Raw genomic sequence first — 18,613 nt, 5'->3', positions numbered from 1 at the left:
GCGCGCGACGTCACTTTTTAATGATTTGGGGGGCGCATGATACACGGTTGTGGGGGCGGGGATTAGGGGTGGGATGTTGCGGGGAGTGTGCGGTGGGTCATGGAATGGGAAGTTGAGTGGGTTTTTGGGGGAGGCGGGGGTGTGTGGGGCTGTGGATATGGGGTTTGGGGTGGAGTTACTGGGGCCGCTTTGCGGCCCATCGCGGCGCGAGGCCGCTCCCACACCGGGATACGTTGGGCTGGAATTTTGTGTTTGATTGATGGTACGGGATGAGTGGTTTGTAGTCTGAGGGCCTTGGTTTTGTAGGAAATGTCTGGACTCTTCTGCTGGAGGCTTCTGCAAATTTACGTATCGGACGTATCCTACGCGCTCTGCCGAAGTATCGCCGTTGTCTGGGAAATACCTCACGGATACCTTTGCCCCGTCGCTCTGGCGACCGGGTGTGAGAACCCGACTTCGAATAAGCGCTACCTGCAATGGTGGCCGTGCGCGGGCAGGCTTTGGTCTGGCCGGGGTTCCTTATTCACTCGGTTTCTCACCCTGCGTACGGCTGCCACCCTATCCGTGAGAAGGTCTGCGTGGCGGCTCCTGTTTTCGAATAAGGAACCAAGCCATGGACACGAGCAATTCGGACCCTATCACCACCGCAGGCGTAGAAACCTTCCTCCAAGCCGGCACCCCACCCGTAAACCTCCTTCGCGTACAGCCCGGCATCCCGGTGGATGCTGCGTACGAGCATGTCTCCATTCTGATGGGTTACATCAAGCACCTGGTGCGTGAGGGGGACATGGAGGATGACCACAAACTGCTCGGTGCGGCGGATTACCTTTGCGACATGGCCAACGCCTTGCTGAATGACATCGAAATCGCCAAAGGCAAACGCCACTAGCCAACCAGAACCTCGGCGGCATGGATGACAATGGGCCAGGGTGCCAAGCGGATAGACAAACCGTTCTCAGGCACCCGCCCAATGCTTTCATCACTGCTCAAGGAAAACAGACTTCGGAATTTCAAAGCCACACGCGAGTACTGAAGCATTCACAGTTCCGGCATGGCAGCTCGATCCCCTACGCACCAAACCTCTCTGAAATCAACAAAAAATCGCCCCTGAAAAATTGCTTATGCACAAGCGGCATCGAATGCTTGTGTCAATGGCATAACCCCGCCCGAAATAAACCAAATTTGCGCAAATGCCTGTTTTTACTGGTCTTGAACGTCATTTTGGAATAAGCCAATCCACCCGAATGGCCCCGTACACCAACAGGTAACCCAAAGCTTGTTCACAGACTTATCCACAGGTTGTTCTGCGGCTATCTGTCGCGTTCGGCAAGGATCATCAGGTTGCGCGGGGTGAGGGCATAGTCGCAAAACACGCCCAAACGTACGTCATAGCCCTGTTCGGTCAGAAAAAGGGCACGGTCCAGTGCCAGCCAGAGTTCGAGTGGGCGGCGGAAGAGGTTGCGCAGGCGCTCGAGGTTGCGTACCTGCGCCAGGCGATCCCACCCTGCCGATTCCAACGCCGCCCAATCGATATCCCCATCCAGGTCCAGTTGCTTGAGCGCAGCCAGGTCACGGCAATACCGCTCGAAGGGCTTGGCCAACCAGGCCACCGGCAGCGATGGCGTGGGCAGGTACTGGTCGGTCTGGCGCTGTTGGCGTTGCAGCAGGTCGAAGCCCAGGCGGCGGGCCATGGACGTGTCGCGCTGGCGGCGTACGCGGGCGCCGGCGGTGACGGTTTCGCTCAGGGGCAGGCCAAGGTCATCCAGCGACAGGTGCAAGGCCGAGGCGCGAGCAGCTGTGGATAACGCCTGGTACTGGGCGGTGGCAATGCGGTTGTAGCAGCACGGGGCCACGGCCAGTTGTGGGCAATGTTGCTGGCTGGCCAGGCGCAGCAGCCGGACATGCAGGTCGCCGCAGGCGTGCAGGGCGACCACGCTGGTGTCTGCATCCAGATGCTTGGCGCTGCCAGGGGCCATCACGTCCTGATGGATGTGTTGCACGGGCAAATAGTGATGGGCACTGAGCGCCTCCCCGGCAGCCACCAGCGCGGTGTCGTACTCCAGGCAGGTCAGGCGCTGGCCGGGGTGCAGCAAGCGCCGGCCCAGGTGGCCTTTGCCCGAGCACCAGTCCAGCCAGTGGCGGGAGGGTGCGCGGAAGGCGAGGTGACTACCGAAGGCTTCGATCTGCTGCCATTTGCGACCGGGTACATTGACGTCAAGCCGGTGGGCGGCGGCGGGGAGCGCACAGGTGGGCAGGGCACCCAGCACGCTGAGCGCCTGGGCGGCATCAGCCAACTGTGGATAAGGTGCGGGCAGTGCGTGTGGGTCGATGTCACCTTCGGCCTCGGCCAGGCTGCTTTGGCGCAGATGCCGCGCAAGTTCCGGGTAGGTGCTTTCCCAATCCAGGTGCAGATGGGTGAACGGCCTGGGTTTCCACAGCGCCTGATGCTCGGTCAAAAACCGGTCAAGCGCCTGAAAGCGTTCGAGCAAAAGGTGGCTGTGGAGGGAGGTAGGCATTGGGAGCGCTGTCGATAAAGGGTGGTCAGGCCTTGCTGCCGGCTGAACCCGCTTTCACCCAGCCGGGTAAAACGGGCCAACCGGCTGCAGCCGGTAACGGATCAGCGCCCTTGGCAGGCGTCCACGCGCAACCAGCGCTCCAGCAGCTTGAAGCCCTGCACCAGCATGAACGAGATCAGCAGGTAGAACAGGCCAGCGGCGAAGAAGATCTCCACCGGCAAGTACGTGCGGGCAATGATGGTCCGCGCCATGCCGGTTAGTTCCAGCAGGGTGACCGTACTGGCCAGCGCGCTGGCCTTGAGCATCAGGATCACTTCGTTGCTGTAGGCCGGCAGGCCGATGCGGGCAGCCCGGGGCAGCATGATGTAGACCAGCGTCTTGGCCCGGGACATGCCCAGCGCACGCGCAGCCTCGATCTCGCCCTTGGGAATGGACTGCAAGGCGCCGCGCAGGATTTCGGCGATGTAGGCGGCGGTGTGCAGGGTCATGGTCAGCACGGTGCACCAGAACGGGTCGCGCAGGTACGGCCATAGCGCGCTGGCGCGCACGGCGTCGAACTGGGCCAGGCCGTAGTACACCAGAAACAGCTGCACCAACAGCGGGGTGCCGCGGAAGAAGAAGATGTAACTGAACGGCACGGCGCGCACGTACCAGTGCCGCGAAGAGCGGGCGATACCCAGCGGGATGGCCAGGATCAAGCCGGCCACCACCGCGATGGCCACCAGTTCCAGGGTCAGGGTGGCGCCCTGGGCCAGGCGCGGCAGCCACTTGATGATCACTTCCCAGTTCATTGTTCGGCCCTCGCGAAGCCGCGAGCGGCGCGTTGTTCCAGGAAATGCATGCCGGTCATGGCAATGACGGTCAGGCTGAGGTAGATGCAGGCCGCCACCATGTAGAAGGTGAACGGCTCCTTGGTCACGGTCACGCCAATCTGGGCATGGCGCATGATTTCTTCAAGGCCGATCACCGACACCAGCGCGGTGTCCTTCATCAGGATCATGAACAGGTTGCCCAGGCCCGGCAGGGCGATGCGCCACATCTGCGGCAGGATGATCCGCGACAGGATGCGGCCCTTGGACATGCCCAGCGCCAGCCCGGCTTCGCGGTGGCCTTTGGGGATGGCCAGGATAGCGCCCCGGAACACCTCGGTGGCGTAGGCGCCAAAACACAGGCCCAGGGCAATGACGCCTGCGGCAAAGGCGCTGAGCTCAAGGCCTGGCATGTGCAGGGCTTCGCCCAGGGCGTTCATCAGGCCCACGGTGCCAAAGTAGATCAGCAGCACCCACAGCAGTTCGGGAATACCCCGTACCAGGGTCGAGTAGAAACCGCCAAGCCACTGCAAGGGCTTGAGCGGGGAAGTCTTGGCCAGGGCGCCGAGCAGGCCCAGCACCAGCCCTAACAGCAAGGCGCACAGCGCCAGTTTTACGGTCATCAGGGTGCCGGCCATCATGGCCGGACCGAATCCGTGCAAGTCGATATTCATGGGCAGGTCATTCTAGGGAGAGGCGCGCCACCGGGGCGCGCCAATCGGGGCGGATCATTCGATGCTGAACGGGAAGTACTTGTCGTTGATCTTCTTGTACGTACCGTCGGCCTTGATTTCGGCCAGGGCTTTGTTCAGGTCGTCGCGCAGCTTGGTGTCACCCTTGCGCACGGCGATACCGATCTTGTCGCTGTCCATCACTGGCTCGCCCTTGAACTCGTAGTTCATGCCGTCCTTGCTCTTGAGCCACTCGTACTGCACGTACTTGTCAGCCAGGATGCCGTCGATACGGCCGGAGACCAGGTCCAGGTAGGCGTTTTCCTGGGTGTCGTACAGCTTGATGTCCACACCGCTGTAGTTGTCTTCCAGGTAGGTGCCGGCCAGGGTGGCGCGCTGGGTGCCGATGACCTTGCCCTTGAGCGAGTCCTTGTCAGTCTTGAAGTCGACGTTCTTCGGTGCGATGAACTGCAGCTTGTTGGAGTAGTACGGGTCGGTGAAGTCCACCGCCTGCTTGCGCTCGTCGGTGATCGACAGCGACGAGACCAGGAAGTCGAACTTCTTGGCGTTCAGGGCCGGAATGATGCCGTCCCAGTCGGAGGTGACGACCGAGCACTCGACCTTCATCTTGGCGCACAAGGCATCACCAATGTCCTTGTCGAAACCGACGACATTACCGCTGGCGTCCTTGTTGTTGAACGGTGGGTAGGCGGCTTCGATACCCATGCGCAGTTTTTCCGCGGCCATGGCATTGGCCGACATGACCAGGGTGGCAGCGGCTGCCAGGAGAAACTTCTTGTAGGTGTGCATGTATTGCTCCGTTAACGGTGGCTGGACATGAATTGCTTGCAACGCGCCGAGGTCGGGTTCTCGAAGACCTGCTGCGGCGATCCCTGCTCTTCGACCAGGCCCTGGTGCAGAAAGACCACTTCACTGGACACCTGGCGGGCAAAGTTCATCTCGTGCGTCACCAGCAGCATGGTACGGCCTTCTTCGGCCAATGCGCGGATAACGTTAAGCACTTCCTGGACCATTTCCGGATCGAGGGCCGAGGTGGGCTCGTCGAACAGGATGACCTTGGGCTTCATGGCCAGGGTACGGGCAATGGCGGCGCGCTGCTGCTGGCCACCGGACAGCTGGGCGGGGTAGCTGTGACGCTTGTCGTAGATCCCCACCTTGTTGAGCAGCGCCTCGGCTGCCTCGACGGCCTCGGCCTTGCTTTGGCCAAGTACGCGGCGTGGGGCCTCGATGATGTTGTCGAGGATCGACATGTGCGGCCACAGGTTGAAGTTCTGGAAGACGAAGCCGATTTCGCTGCGCAGTCGGTTGATCTGGCGGTTGTCGGCAGCCATCAGGTCGCCGTTCTTTGCGGCCTTGAGCTTGAGGGCTTCACCGGCCACGAGGATTTCGCCCTGGTGCGGGTTTTCCAGCAGGTTGATGCAGCGCAGCAGGGTGGACTTGCCGGAGCCGGACGACCCCAGAATGGAGATCACGTCACCGTCGCGTGCGGTCAGCGAAATGCCCTTGAGAATTTCCTGCTCGCCATAACGTTTGTGCAGGTTGCGGATTTCCAGCGCGGGCGTGGCCTGAGCCATGTGCGGTCCTCATGTGTTCGGGTGCGTTCCCAGCTGTTGGCGGCCTTCCTGGCGTGCGCCAAGCTAGCATAGCGGCATTATGACGGCCAACAGGGTCGCCGGGCACTCTGGGCATTGGTGGGGCAGTTTGTCGCATCGTTGCAGCGCAACGTCGCGCAGATGTCCACAAGGGAGGTTACCCGGCACCAGAGCCATGATGAAAAAAGGCGCGATGGTGCCAGTTTTGACGGTCTCAGGGAAGCGCTTTCGGACCATGTGCCCGTCAAACCTGACTGTCCGGACAGCCTGTCGAGGCGGCCCGGTGCAGCCTTTTTTACTCCCGCCGCGGTCCAGGGTTGTACCGAAGGGTTGCGCCCTGTTTGCCTTGTGATGGTGCGCAGGTGTTACCGAGGGGCACCTTTGGTGCATTTGTAAGTGAGTATTTCGGTAATGAGCGCTTTTGATGGCTAATCGGCCATTCAATGGCCCTTTTTGCCGTGGCCCCCGCCGTTGTTGGCTTCGGGCGTGGTCTTGTCGAGTGCGAGTAGCACATGGCGCGGTTATTGCCAGTGTCCAATCAATGGTTGCCGCTGTGCATGCTCCAGACGCGAGCCGTGCTTGCGCAACCGATGTGATCTACTCCTTGCAAAGGTAGTTTTATGAGCGGCAACAATTCCAATGACCTCGCTCAGGGGCTTAAACAACGGCATGTGACCATGCTGTCCATTGCTGGCGTCATCGGCGCAGGCCTGTTCGTCGGTTCCGGACACGCCATTGCAGCGGCGGGCCCGGCGGTACTGCTGGCTTATGCCGCCGCCGGTACGCTGGTGGTGCTGGTCATGCGCATGCTTGGTGAAATGGCGGTGGCTTCGCCCGACACCGGTTCGTTCTCCACCTACGCCGACCGTGCCATCGGGCGCTGGGCCGGCTTCACCATCGGCTGGCTGTACTGGTGGTTCTGGGTGTTGGTGATTCCACTTGAGGCCAACGCCGCTGCAGCCATCCTGCATGCCTGGTTCCCGGCCGTTGACCTGTGGGCGTTCTCCCTGCTGATCACCTTGGCACTGACCGTGACCAACCTGTTCAGCGTGAAGAACTACGGTGAGTTCGAGTTCTGGTTCGCCCTGCTCAAGGTGCTGGCCATCATCGCGTTCATCGTGGTCGGTTGTGTGGCCATGTTCGGCCTGGTACCCAACAGCCAGGTCAGCGGTGCCAGCCACCTGTTCGATACCCAAGGCTTCATGCCAAACGGCCTCGGCGCCGTGCTGGCTGCCATGCTGACGACCATGTTCTCGTTCATGGGCACCGAGATCGTCACCATCGCCGCTGCCGAGTCCAAGGACCCGGGCAAGCAGATCAGCCGTGCCACCAACTCGGTGATCTGGCGTATCTGCCTGTTCTACCTGGTGTCGATCTTCCTGGTCGTGGCGCTGGTGCCATGGAATGACCCGGCGTTGGCCGAAGTCGGTTCCTACCAGACCGTGCTCAGCCGCATCGGTGTACCCAACGCCAAGCTGATCGTCGATATCGTGGTACTGATCGCCGTGACCAGCTGCCTGAACTCGGCGCTGTACACGTCCTCGCGCATGCTGTTCTCGCTGAGCAAGCGTGGCGATGCCCCGGCCATGGCCCAACGCACCACCAAGGCGGCTACCCCTTACGTGGCGGTGCTGCTGTCCACTGCGGCGGCGTTCCTGTGCGTCTTCGCCAACTTCCTTGCGCCAGCCCAGGTCTTCGAGTTCCTGCTGGCAAGCTCCGGCGCCATCGCGTTGCTGGTGTACCTGGTGATTGCCGTTTCGCAACTGCGCATGCGTGCCAAGCGCGAGGCCAGTGGTGAGCAGATCGCGTTCAAGATGTGGCTGTTCCCAGGGCTGACCTGGGCGACCATCGCCTTCATCGTGGCGGTGCTGGGGGTAATGGCACTGCGTGAGGACCACCGCATCGAGATCATCGCGACGGCACTGCTGAGCATCGCCGTGGTGGCTGCGGGGCTGCTGGTGCACCGCAAGCGCGAAGCCGGTGGACGGGCAGCGGTGGCCAAGTAAGGCTGCCACTCCATTCGCCCGTGTGCAGGGCCGGCCATCGCGGCCGGTCCAGCGCCCCGGCAAGGCCGCTCACGCAGGTATTCGGTAGTCTTCAGGAGCGGGGCAGGTCGGCTGTTTCCAAACCGTCAGCCCAGCCACCCAATCAACCAAACTGCTTCTGCTGTTGCTGCTGCTTGGCCACCAGCTCGGACGCAGCCAGGTAAGCCTCCTGGAACTCATCGCTTTCCAGCCACGCCATGGTCGTGTCTTCGTCCGCGCCATCGAGCCATGCACGGTAGGCGTTGAATACCATCACGATATAGTCGGTCGCGTGTTCTTCCTTGTGGCCCTTGAGCACCAGAGCCAGCAGCGGATCAACCAGGAACACCGAGATCATCGGCACCAGGCCGCCTTCCTGGGCTTCCTTCATCTTCTTGAACAACGGGTCGTAACTGGCCGACGCCATGGCCTTGTCGAACACCTGCTCGACGCTGGCGCTATCGCCTGCGCTGGCCTTCACGGCCTGGCCGCTGCGCACCATGCGGTTCTGCTTGGCCTTGGTGGCGGCGCGCTTGGCGCGTTTTTGTTGCTTGCTGGAGGTGGCCATGGGCAATCCTTGGGTGGGGCTTGAAAGTGCGCGTATTGAAGCGCAGTTGCCCGCGAAACCCAAGTGCCATGCACGCAGCGCCGGCTGTCAGCTGGCGATCGCGTCGTCCTCCTCGAACCCGCGCGATGCCCGCCCGACCAGCAGTGGGTCCGGCGCGTAGGCCACGCTCAAGTCCTTGTCCGGGTAGTCCAGCGAATGCAGGAAGTGGCGGATGCAGTTGATGCGCGCACGCTTCTTGTCATCGGACTTGATCACCGTCCACGGCGCGTCGGCGGTGTCGGTGTGGAAGAACATGGCTTCCTTGGCGGCGGTGTAGTCGTCCCACTTGTCCAGAGACTTGATGTCGATGGGCGACAGTTTCCAGTGCTTGAGGGGGTCGTCCCGGCGCGAGATGAAGCGGCGCAGTTGTTCCTCGCGGTTCACCGAAAACCAGTACTTGAACAGCAGTATGCCGCTGTTGCACAGCATCCGCTCAAGGTCCGGCGCCTGGCGCATGAACTCCAGGTATTGAAGGGGGGAGCAGAAATCCATCACCTTCTCGACGCCCGCGCGGTTGTACCAGGAGCGGTCGAAGAACACCATTTCCCCCGCCGTGGGCAGGTGCTGCACATAGCGCTGGAAATACCACTGGCCTTTCTCTTGTTCCGACGGCTTTTCCAGCGCAACGATGCGAGCGCCCCGGGGGTTCAGGTGCTCCATGAACCGCTTGATGGTCCCTCCCTTGCCTGCAGCGTCACGCCCTTCGAACAGAATCACCACCCGCTGGCCGGTTTCTTTCACCCAGCTTTGCACCTTGAGCAACTCGATCTGCAGGGCGTGCTTGGCCCTTTCGTACTCTTGTCGACGCAGGCGCTGCGGGTAAGGGTAGCCGGATGGCAAGCGCGCCGATGTGCTGTCTTCGCTGCTGCCCTTGGGAGCGCTGGCCACTTCAAGTGCGGTCGGTGCCTGGCTGATCGCGGTGATGGCCGGTTCGGGTTTGCGCGGGCGGGGGCGGCGAGTGCGGGGCTTGGCCGTGGGGGTAGCCTTCTTGGGGGGTGGGGAAGTCTGGAGAGGGGCGTCGTCGCTCATGGAGGTCCTTGCAAGGTGGTTCGAATTTTCACCTTGAATGCTAAGGACGACAGGGCGCTGGCTCTTTGATGTTGATCAACCCGGCCGGGATGAGTGCTGCTGACCGAAGGCTACCCACGACGAAGGGCGACCCACCAGCACTTTTCGACAGGCAACAAAAAACCCGCACTGGGCGGGTTTCTTGTGTCGCTTCGGGTAACTTTGCAACCACCAGAAGCTGAAGGTGGTGCCCAGAGACGGAGTCGAACCGCCGACACGAGGATTTTCAATCCTCTGCTCTACCGACTGAGCTATCTGGGCGACGAGGTGAATTAAATAGACTTTCAGACCGCTCGTCAACGACTTTTTGAAAAAAATATTAAATTAATTCCGTCGCTTACGTGCCCCGGGGTCATTGCGAGGGCGGTACGTAGCCTTCTGCCTGAGCGTATTCTTCGCCAGCGAAAAACTTGTCCATCTCGGCCTGGAGGAATTTGCGGTCCTCGCCATTCATCATGTTCAGGCGCTTTTCGTTGATCAGCATGGTCTGGTGCTTCTGCCAGTCGGCCCAGGCCTTCTGCGAGATGTGGTCGAAGATGTCCTGGCCCTTGGCCCCTGGATAGGGTGGGCGGTCCAGGCCGGGCAGTTCTTCGTTGTACTTGCGGCACATCACGGTGCGGGTCATCAGGCATCTCCTGCAATCAGTTCGTCGGCTGCGCGTTTGAGCAGCTTCTTCACCGGGGCGGCCAGGCCCAGGCGCGGTGGGGTGGCCAGGTTATACCAGAGCCAGTCGGCCTCGACCATGTGCTCGCCAACCGGGTCGACGTGCACCAGCCAAGGCTCGATGGCCAGCTGGAAGTGGCTGAAGGTGTGGGTCAGGTTGTCCAGGGCGCGGCTGCGGCCCAGGCGCAGGCCGTGCTGGTCGGCCAAGTCGTCGAGCTGGGCGATGTCGTCGAGCTCCGGCAAGCTCCACAGCCCGCCCCACAGGCCACTGGACGGGCGACGGTACAGCAGGATGGCGCCGTCGTCGTTGGCCAGCAGCGGCATCAGCGTGCGCCGCTGGGGTAGCGCCCTGCGCGGCTTGGGCTCGGGGTAGCGGGTTTCTTCGCCGTGCAAGTGCGCCTCGCAGCCGCGCCGGACCGGGCAGAGCAGGCAGGTGGGCTTGCTGCGGGTGCAGAGCGTCGCGCCCAGGTCCATCATCGCCTGGGTGTAGTGATTGGCACGAAGCATGGGCGTGAAACGCTCGGCAGTGGCCCACAGCTGGTTGGCTACCTTCGGCTCACCCGGGTAACCGGCCTGGGCGGTGAAGCGCGCCAGGACTCGTTTGACGTTACCGTCCAGGATCGGCGCACGGATGCCCATGCTGATGCTGGCGATGGCCCCGGCTGTGGAGCGGCCGATGCCGGGCAGCTCGGTGAGCTGCTCGACGCTGCGCGGAAACACCCCGCCATGCTGCTCGACCACGATGCGTGCAGCCTTCTGCAGGTTGCGGGCGCGGGTGTAGTAGCCCAGGCCCGTCCACAAGTGCAGCACCTCGTCCTCGGGCGCCTCGGCCAGCGCTTGCACGGTCGGCAGCGCATGCATGAAGCGGTCGAAATAGTTCAGCACGGTGCTGACCTGGGTCTGTTGCAGCATGATTTCAGACACCCACACCCGGTACGGGTTGATGCCCTGTTGCCAGGGCAGATCGTGCCGGCCGTGCGTGTCGTACCACTCCAGCACAGCGCTGGAAAACTGCTCGGGTGTCATCGCTTGAACAGCCCCTTGAGCGCGTCTTTGAGTTCCGGGCTCACTTTGTCTCCGAGTTTTTCATCGAGTTTTTCGTCGATCTTGTCTTTGAGGCGGTTGCCTGCGAGTTTGGCGGCGACCTTGCCCATGCCGTCCTTGTCCAGACGGCAGGCCTTGGCGCCCAGCTCCAGCGGGCCACGGCAGCGCAGCGGCACTTCCACGCCCACGTAGCGCTCGTTGACCTGGCAGGCCGGGTCGGGCATGGCCCGCTGATCGCCCTCGACGATAACACCCACGTTGTAGTCCATGCCCAGTACCCGCAGGTCCACGTCACCATGGCCGTTGACGGTCAGGCCTGGAATTCGCACCTTGAGGTCAGGGTTGCTGGCCACGCCATTGCGAATCACCACGCTGCCATGCAGCGCCTGGAACGGGGTGTCCTTGCCGCGCGGCTCGCCGCTGAGCGACTTGCGGTTGAGCGTGGCAATGGCCTGGCACAGCTGTTGTTCGAGGTTGGCGTTGACCAGCACACCGTCATTGATGGTGAAGTTGGCCGTGCCGTTGAGCGTGTCCACCAGCGCTTTCTGGCTGTTGCCGGTGGCGGTCAGGTCGCTGGACAGGGTCAGCAAACCCTTGACCGGCGGCGTCTTGTCCTTGTCGTCGGTCTTGATGAAATGCTCGACGGGTACTCGCTGGATGCGGGTGTTGACCCCCAGCTGTGGCACGGCGGGGCGCACGTCGACCGTACCCTTGGCCTCGAACGTGCCGTTGTACAGGTCACCGCGCAAGGTTTGCAGGGTCAGTAGCCCACCCTGGCCATTGGCCGTCAGGCGGGCGTTGCCGATGGGCAGCTTGTCCAGCGTCAGCGAACCGAAGCTCAGGTCTGCCTGCAGGTCGAGGGCGCGCAGACGGTCCACCGGCAGCAGTTTGTCAGTGCTCCAGGCGCCCTGGGTGGGGGCGTCGGGCAGGGGTGTGCTGCCTGCACCGGCCACGGCACTGGCTTCTTGCTGCTGTACCTGGGCCTTGCGCGCAGCAGTGGCGCCCTTGGCCTCTTCGCTCTTGGCCGGCAGGTACCGGTCTGCATCGAAGCTGTCGCCCTTCAGTTGCAGGCGCAGGGCTTGCTTGGCGAAATCTTCAACCGCCACGCGTCCGGTGAAGGTGCTGCTGTCCAGTTTCACCGACAGGTCTTCCAGGGCGATGCTGGCAGGCGTGCCTTGCAGGCGCGTGACCAGCTCGAGTTTGCCGAAGGCAGCCGGGTCCTGAGTGGTAGGCAGCGGGTGGCCGATACCGTCCAGGAAGGTACGCAAGTCGAACTGGGCAATGGACAGGCCGCCACTGAGCTGCGGCGTCTTGTCCAGCTCGCGCAGGTTGAGTTCGCCCAGGGCGCGCAGCTGGTTGGCCGACAGTTTCAGGCCGTTCCATGACGCCACGTTGGCGGCCTGGTCGAGCAGCAACTGGCCCTGGGCGGCGAAGGTTACGGTCTTGCCGCCAGTGGGCTCTCCAGAGGTTTCGCCCGACAGGCGCATGTCTTCGAAGCTGTAGCGCTTGAGCGCACGGTCCAGACGCAGCTCGCCGGCCACTTCGGTGCGCGCCTTGATATTGGGCTGGCTGGCGCTGATGAATGCGCTGGCCTTGAGTGGAATATTGGCGCCTTCGTGTACCGCGCCGGTGCTGAGTTGAATGCTTTCGGCGTTGTAGCTGACGCCGCTGCGTGCGTCGGTGTACTGCACGCGTGCGTTGTTCACGGTCAGGCTGTCGATATCGAGCTTGACCGGTCGGTCTGCGTTGGCAGTGCCGGAGCGCTGATCGGTGTTTTCGGGGCCTTGCGCATTGCCTGGTGCAGGGGTTTCGCCCTCGGCCGACGCAGGCAAAGGCTTGCCGATGTCCTCCCAGTTGCCATGCCCTTGTTCGTCACGGGTCAGGATCAGGTTCAGCCCTTCGACGCGCACATCACTCATCTGCACCTCGCGGCGCAGCAGCGGCAGCACCCGCACCGACAGGCCCAGCATCTGCAAGTCGGCAAACGGCGCCTTGGGCGCATTCAAGGTGGCGATGCTGGCGTCATGCAGCTCAAGCCCCAGCCATGGGAACAGGCTCCAGCCAATGTCGCCGTTGAGAGTCAGCTCCACGTGAGCCTTGTCGCGCGCCAGCTGGCGAATCTCGTCTTTGTAGTCGTTGGGATCGAACAGGTGGGTCAGGGCAAAGCCCAGCGCCACGATGATCAGCAACAACCCGAGAAGCCCTAGGCCCAGGATTTTGCCGAACGCTTTCATGGGCGAGTCCTTAACTATCGGAATGTGAATTCAAGCGCGAGAGTATAGCGCCGCAGCGGCCGTCCCTGCTGATTCGGCTGGATATACCGGCCATTTCCCACGTGCTCAGTAGATGCTACGGCTTTCGACAGCGGTGATCTTGGCAGTTCAGAAAGATCGGCTACAGCGCGTTACCGTTTCAGCCGAACTAAAATAGGCGATATCAGATTGCTTTCATGTGATCGGATACTGCTACCCTTGCGCCGCTTTGCCTGCCTTCACGACTTATAAAAAAGGATCATCCCCATGAGCCGCACCATGACGGCGGATGCCTTGGCCAGTGCGCCAGGCTTCCTCTCCAAGGAACGCATCATCGCCCGGCCGGGCTTCAACCGCTGGCTGGTGCCTCCGGCTGCTTTGGCCATCCACCTGTGCATCGGCATGGCCTACGGCTTTTCGGTGTTCTGGCTGCCGTTGTCCCAAGCCCTGGGCATCACGGCGCCAGTGGCGTGCGCGCCAGACATGAGCTTCGTCGCCCGATTGTTCAGCGCCGAGTGCGACTGGCCCATTTCGATGCTCAGCTGGATCTATACCCTGTTCTTCGTCTTCCTCGGCTGTTCGGCCGCCGTGCTGGGCGGCTGGCTGGAACACGCCGGCCCGCGCAAGGCCGGGCTGGTCTCGGCGCTGTGCTGGTGTGGCGGCATGCTGATCTCCGCCATCGGGGTGAAAACCCATCAGCTGTGGCTGATGTGGTTGGGTTCCGGCGTGATTGGCGGTATTGGCTTGGGCCTGGGGTACATTTCGCCCGTGTCCACCCTGATCAAGTGGTTCCCGGACAAGCGCGGCATGGCCACCGGCATGGCCATCATGGGCTTCGGCGGCGGTGCCATGGTGGGTGCACCGTTGGCCACGGCGCTGATGGGTCATTTTGGCAGCGCGCAAGAAGTGGGCGTGTGGCAGAGCTTCGTGGTCATGGCCGCGATCTACTTCGTGTTCATGACGGCCGGCGCCCTGGCCTATCGCATTCCGCCCACCGGCTGGAAGCCTGAAGGCTGGACCGCGCCGGCCAAGAAGGCGGGCAACGGCATGGTCACCGATCGCCATGTGCACGTCAGCGTAGCCTGGAAAACCCCACAGTTCGTCCTGGTCTGGCTGGTGCTGTGCCTGAACGTGTCGGCCGGTATCGGCATTCTCGGCATGGCCTCGCCGCTGTTGCAGGAAGTGTTCGCTGGCAAGTTGCTGGGCAATGAACTCACCTTCAGCCAGCTCAATGCCGCGCAATTGGCGCAGATTGCCGCCATCGCGGCGGGCTTTACCGGCTTGTTGAGCCTGTTCAACATCGGCGGGCGGTTCTTCTGGGCGTCGTTCTCCGACTACATCGGACGCAAGAATACCTACTTCGCCTTCTTCGCCTTGGGCGTTGGCCTGTACAGCCTGATCCCGAACATGGGTCACCTGGGCAACGTGGCGCTGTTCGTGGCGGCGTTCTGCATCATCCTGTCGATGTATGGCGGTGGCTTCTCCACGGTACCCGCCTACCTGGCCGACCTGTTCGGCACACAGATGGTCGGCGCCATCCACGGGCGTCTGTTGACAGCCTGGGCGGCCGCCGGGGTGCTGGGGCCTGTGTTGATCACCTACCTGCGCGAATCTCAATTGGCGGCTGGCGTTGAACGTGCGGCAGCGTACGACATGACCCTGTACATCCTCGCCGGCCTGCTGGTGCTGGGCTTCATCTGCAACATGCTGATCCGCCCGGTGGCCGACAAGTACTTCATGTCCGATGCGCAACTGGCCGCCGAACGTGCGTTGAGCCACGACAAGGGCGCTGACGGGGCGCGGTCCCTCGAGTGGAAGGCTGCGCCTGGCAGCCTGCCGCTGGTGCTGTTGGCCTGGGCCGTGGTGGTGGTGCCGTTGGCCTGGGGCGTCTGGGTGACCCTGCAGAAGACCGCCGTATTGTTCCACTGATCCGGGCCGATCCAAGCCTTGCCACGGGGCCGTCGCGTCTGGCCCCTTGGCGTCGATGCTACCAGCACGTGCAACAGGGCCGCGTTCAATGGCGGCCCTTCAGGCACCCCACGAGCGATCCCCCGCTCCCGGTTGTATAGACCTGTAGCGGTATCCGAGCCCGTCATTGCTGGGCTTGCCATCTATCTTGCGCGTTCCAAGCAGCGGCCATCTGCGCCTATAATGCAGCCCTTTCGCCTAATGATTTTGCGGAGCTGGTGATGGTCGAACGTAAGGCTTCCGTCGAGCGCAATACCCTGGAAACCCAGGTCAAGTGCTCGATCAACCTCGATGGCAGTGGCAAGGCCCGATTCGATATCGGCGTGCCGTTCCTTGAACACATGCTGGACCAGATCGCTCGCCATGGGCTGATCGATCTGGATATCGAGTGCAAGGGTGACCTGCATATCGACGATCACCATACCGTCGAGGACGTCGGTATCACCCTGGGCATGGCGTTTGCCCAGGCCATCGGCGACAAGAAAGGCATCTTCCGTTATGGCCACGCCTACGTGCCGCTGGACGAAGCGCTGTCACGCGTGGTCATCGACTTCTCCGGCCGCCCTGGCTTGCAGATGCATGTGCCTTACACCCGTGCCAGCGTAGGCGGCTTCGACGTCGACCTGTTCCAGGAATTCTTCCAGGGCTTCGTCAACCACGCCCTGGTCACCCTGCACATCGACAACCTGCGTGGGCACAACACCCATCACCAGATCGAGACCGTGTTCAAGGCCTTCGGCCGCGCACTGCGCATGGCTGTTACCCTCGACGAGCGCATGGCCGGGCAGATGCCGTCCACCAAAGGGTGCCTGTAAATGCAGACGGTAGCGGTAATCGACTATGGCATGGGCAACCTGCACTCGGTCGCCAAGGCGCTCGAGCACGTCGGCGCCGGCAAGGTACTGGTCACCAGCGATGCAGCGGTGATCCGCGAAGCGGACCGGGTGGTGTTCCCAGGCGTTGGCGCCATTCGCGACTGCATGGCCGAAATTCGCCGCCTGGGCTTTGACAGCCTGGTGCGTGAAGTGAGCCAGGATCGCCCGTTTCTGGGCATCTGCGTGGGCATGCAGGCACTGCTTGAGCACAGCGAAGAAAACGACGGCGTCGACTGCATCGGCCTGTTCCCGGGCCAGGTGCGCTTCTTCGGCAAAGACCTGCAAGAAGAGGGCGAGCACCTGAAGGTGCCGCACATGGGCTGGAACGAAGTCAGCCAGAGCGTCGACCACCCCCTGTGGCACGACATCAGCGACCGGGCGCGTTTCTATTTCGTGCACAGCTACTACATCGCCGCCGGCAAACCCACGCAGGTGGTCGGGCGCGGTCACTACGGCGTCGATTTCGCCGCGGCGCTGGCTGATGGTTCGCGCTTCGCGGTCCAGTTCCACCCGGAGAAGAGCCATACCCATGGCCTGCAGCTGCTGCAGAACTTCGTGGCCTGGGACGGGCGCTGGTAAATGAGCCGTTCGAAGACCAAGGCGCCGATCCTCACGTTGGCCCCCGAGCAGGAGCGTGAAGCGCTCGATACGCTCAAGCGCTTTCTCGAAGACCGTTTCGAGCTGGAGCTGGGGTCGTTCGAAGTCGCCGAGGTACTCGAACTGTTCACCCATCACATTGCACCCCATTACTACAACAGGGCGATCGCCGATGTTCAGCTGCACCTCAAGGAGCGGTTCGAGAGCATCGAAAGCGATCTGTGGGCGCTCGAGAAGCCCTGAAACCCCAAGAACGGACAGGTTCCCAAGATGCTGATTATCCCCGCTATCGATCTGAAGGACGGTGCCTGCGTGCGTCTGCGCCAGGGCCGTATGGAAGATTCCACGGTATTTTCCGATGACCCGGTGAGCATGGCCGCCAAGTGGGTCGAGGGCGGCTGCCGTCGCCTGCACCTGGTCGACCTCAACGGTGCCTTCGAAGGCCAGCCGGTCAACGGTGAAGTGGTCACCGCCATCGCCAAGCGCTACCCGACCCTGCCGATCCAGATCGGTGGCGGCATTCGCTCGCTGGAAACCATCGAGCACTACGTCAAGGCTGGCGTCAGCTACGTGATCATCGGCACCAAGGCGGTGAAGCAGCCTGAGTTCGTGGCCGAGGCCTGCAAGGCCTTCCCCGGCAAGGTCATCGTCGGCCTGGACGCCAAGGACGGTTTCGTCGCCACCGACGGCTGGGCTGAGGTGAGCACGGTGCAGGTCATTGACCTGGCCAAGCGCTTCGAGGCCGATGGCGTCTCGGCGATCGTCTACACCGACATCGCCAAGGACGGCATGATGCAGGGCTGCAACGTGCCCTTCACCAAGGCCCTGGCAGAAGCCACGTCGATACCGGTAATCGCCTCGGGCGGCATTCACAACCTGGGCGACATCAAGGCACTGCTACAGGCCAATGCGCCTGGCATCATTGGCGCCATCACCGGCCGTGCCATCTATGAGGGCACCCTCGACGTCGCCGAGGCCCAGGCCTTCTGTGACACCTACCCGAGCATTGGCCAGCGCTAAGTGTCTGCGGCAAGGGGCCCGTTCGGTGCGTATCCCTTGCCGCCCCAAGCTTGCAGCTTGCAGTTGCTTCCCAGGAGCCCTCTCATGGCTTTAGCTAAACGCATCATCCCTTGCCTGGACGTGGACAACGGCCGTGTGGTCAAGGGCGTCAAGTTCGAGAACATCCGCGATGCCGGTGACCCGGTTGAAATCGCCCGGCGCTACAACGAGCAGGGTGCGGACGAAATCACGTTCCTCGATATCACGGCCAGCGTTGACGGCCGCGACACCACGCTGCACACAGTCGAGCGCATGGCCAGCCAGGTCTTCATCCCGCTGACCGTCGGTGGTGGCGTGCGTACCGTGCAGGACATCCGCAACCTGCTCAATGCCGGTGCCGACAAGGTGTCGATCAATACTGCCGCCGTGTTCAACCCGGAATTCGTGGGCGAGGCCGCCGACCGTTTCGGCTCGCAGTGCATTGTCGTGGCCATCGATGCCAAGCAGGTATCCGGCCCTGGCGAAACGCCGCGCTGGGAAATCTTCACCCACGGCGGACGCAAGCCGACCGGTTTGGACGCGGTAGAGTGGGCCAAGAAGATGGAAGGCCTGGGCGCGGGCGAGATCCTGCTGACCAGCATGGACCAGGATGGCATGAAGAACGGGTTCGACCTGGGCGTGACCCGTGCCATCAGCGATGCGTTGAGCATCCCGGTGATCGCCTCGGGCGGGGTGGGTAACCTTCAGCACCTGGCCGATGGCATCTTGCAAGGGCATGCCAGTGCCGTGTTGGCTGCCAGCATCTTCCATTTTGGGGAGTACACGGTGCCTGAGGCCAAGGCCTATATGGCAGCGCGCGGAATCGTCGTTCGCTGATCCGAAAAAAAAGGGGCTGCCAGGCAGCCCC

General features: G+C 62.4%; 18 protein-coding genes and 1 tRNA gene. 8 read left to right on the top strand and 11 right to left on the bottom strand.

Going from position 1 to position 18,613, the window contains the following annotated elements; translation table 11 throughout:
- Positions 1-613: 613 nt before the first annotated feature.
- The gene (locus tag B2S33_RS13725; protein ID WP_027914094.1) at positions 614-889 is read left to right on the top strand and encodes a DUF3077 domain-containing protein; all 276 of its coding nucleotides are present in this window, start codon (positions 614-616) and stop codon (positions 887-889) included.
- 421 nt (positions 890-1,310) lie between these two features.
- On the opposite strand, the gene B2S33_RS13720 is transcribed toward B2S33_RS13725, so the two are convergent.
- From B2S33_RS13720 to B2S33_RS13700, 5 genes are all read right to left on the bottom strand, one after another.
- Positions 1,311-2,516 (bottom strand): methyltransferase, encoded by a 1,206-nt coding sequence (locus B2S33_RS13720; RefSeq protein ID WP_288650490.1) that lies wholly within the window; start codon positions 2,514-2,516, stop codon positions 1,311-1,313.
- A gap of 101 nt (positions 2,517-2,617) precedes the next feature.
- On the bottom strand, positions 2,618-3,307 hold the full coding sequence (locus B2S33_RS13715) for an ABC transporter permease (RefSeq protein ID WP_023535781.1): 690 nt from the start codon (positions 3,305-3,307) through the stop codon (positions 2,618-2,620).
- A complete protein-coding gene (locus B2S33_RS13710; RefSeq protein WP_023535794.1) occupies positions 3,304-3,999 on the bottom strand; it encodes an ABC transporter permease in 696 nt (231 codons plus the stop codon). Before B2S33_RS13710 ends, B2S33_RS13715 begins: the two co-directional genes overlap by 4 nt.
- A gap of 54 nt (positions 4,000-4,053) precedes the next feature.
- Positions 4,054-4,806, bottom strand: coding sequence for an ABC transporter substrate-binding protein (locus B2S33_RS13705; protein WP_023535762.1), 753 nt, complete (start codon positions 4,804-4,806; stop codon positions 4,054-4,056).
- 11 nt (positions 4,807-4,817) lie between these two features.
- Positions 4,818-5,591, bottom strand: a complete 774-nt coding sequence (locus B2S33_RS13700; protein WP_023535748.1) for an ABC transporter ATP-binding protein — start codon at positions 5,589-5,591, stop codon at positions 4,818-4,820.
- A 638-nt stretch (positions 5,592-6,229) separates the two neighbouring features.
- Here B2S33_RS13700 and gabP point away from each other — a divergent pair.
- A complete protein-coding gene (gabP, locus tag B2S33_RS13695) occupies positions 6,230-7,615 on the top strand; it encodes a GABA permease (RefSeq protein ID WP_023535725.1) in 1,386 nt (461 codons plus the stop codon).
- 142 nt (positions 7,616-7,757) lie between these two features.
- On the opposite strand, the gene B2S33_RS13690 is transcribed toward gabP, so the two are convergent.
- From B2S33_RS13690 to B2S33_RS13665, 6 genes are all read right to left on the bottom strand, one after another.
- On the bottom strand, positions 7,758-8,201 hold the full coding sequence (locus B2S33_RS13690; protein WP_027914092.1) for a hypothetical protein: 444 nt from the start codon (positions 8,199-8,201) through the stop codon (positions 7,758-7,760).
- A gap of 87 nt (positions 8,202-8,288) precedes the next feature.
- A complete protein-coding gene (gene ppk2 / locus B2S33_RS13685) occupies positions 8,289-9,269 on the bottom strand; it encodes a polyphosphate kinase 2 (RefSeq protein ID WP_028687282.1) in 981 nt (326 codons plus the stop codon).
- 224 nt (positions 9,270-9,493) lie between these two features.
- Positions 9,494-9,569: transfer RNA gene (locus B2S33_RS13680), tRNA-Phe, on the bottom strand.
- A gap of 91 nt (positions 9,570-9,660) precedes the next feature.
- Positions 9,661-9,933 carry an oxidative damage protection protein gene (locus B2S33_RS13675; RefSeq protein ID WP_027914090.1) on the bottom strand — a complete coding sequence of 91 codons (273 nt, stop codon included), beginning with the start codon at positions 9,931-9,933 and terminating at the stop codon, positions 9,661-9,663.
- On the bottom strand, positions 9,933-10,997 hold the full coding sequence (gene mutY / locus B2S33_RS13670; protein WP_288650488.1) for an A/G-specific adenine glycosylase: 1,065 nt from the start codon (positions 10,995-10,997) through the stop codon (positions 9,933-9,935). Before mutY ends, B2S33_RS13675 begins: the two co-directional genes overlap by 1 nt.
- Positions 10,994-13,249: an AsmA family protein gene (locus tag B2S33_RS13665; protein WP_028687281.1), complete on the bottom strand. Its 2,256-nt coding sequence runs from the start codon at positions 13,247-13,249 to the stop codon at positions 10,994-10,996. The genes mutY and B2S33_RS13665 overlap by 4 nt, the downstream gene beginning before the upstream one ends.
- A 285-nt stretch (positions 13,250-13,534) precedes the next feature.
- Here B2S33_RS13665 and B2S33_RS13660 point away from each other — a divergent pair, with 285 nt between their 5' ends.
- The 6 genes from B2S33_RS13660 (at position 13,535) to hisF (ending at position 18,582) form a co-directional block, all read left to right on the top strand.
- Positions 13,535-15,196, top strand: a complete 1,662-nt coding sequence (locus B2S33_RS13660; RefSeq protein WP_028687280.1) for an OFA family MFS transporter — start codon at positions 13,535-13,537, stop codon at positions 15,194-15,196.
- A 260-nt stretch (positions 15,197-15,456) separates the two neighbouring features.
- On the top strand, positions 15,457-16,050 hold the full coding sequence (gene hisB / locus B2S33_RS13655) for an imidazoleglycerol-phosphate dehydratase HisB (protein ID WP_023532883.1): 594 nt from the start codon (positions 15,457-15,459) through the stop codon (positions 16,048-16,050).
- Positions 16,051-16,689, top strand: coding sequence for an imidazole glycerol phosphate synthase subunit HisH (hisH, locus tag B2S33_RS13650; protein WP_023532895.1), 639 nt, complete (start codon positions 16,051-16,053; stop codon positions 16,687-16,689).
- Positions 16,690-16,950: a DUF2164 domain-containing protein gene (locus B2S33_RS13645; protein ID WP_027914086.1), complete on the top strand. Its 261-nt coding sequence runs from the start codon at positions 16,690-16,692 to the stop codon at positions 16,948-16,950. It abuts the gene before it with no gap.
- 27 nt (positions 16,951-16,977) lie between these two features.
- Positions 16,978-17,727: a 1-(5-phosphoribosyl)-5-[(5-phosphoribosylamino)methylideneamino]imidazole-4-carboxamide isomerase gene (gene hisA, locus B2S33_RS13640; RefSeq protein ID WP_023533011.1), complete on the top strand. Its 750-nt coding sequence runs from the start codon at positions 16,978-16,980 to the stop codon at positions 17,725-17,727.
- An 84-nt stretch (positions 17,728-17,811) separates the two neighbouring features.
- Positions 17,812-18,582 (top strand): imidazole glycerol phosphate synthase subunit HisF, encoded by a 771-nt coding sequence (gene hisF / locus B2S33_RS13635; protein WP_027914085.1) that lies wholly within the window; start codon positions 17,812-17,814, stop codon positions 18,580-18,582.
- Positions 18,583-18,613 lie beyond the last annotated feature (31 nt).

Source organism: Pseudomonas sp. UBA5568 (genome assembly GCF_002425525.1).
Classification (GTDB): Bacteria; Pseudomonadota; Gammaproteobacteria; order Pseudomonadales; family Pseudomonadaceae; genus Aquipseudomonas; species Aquipseudomonas fulva.
Note: the sequence above shows the minus strand (reverse complement) of the source record. Positions and strands in the feature narration are given on the sequence as shown.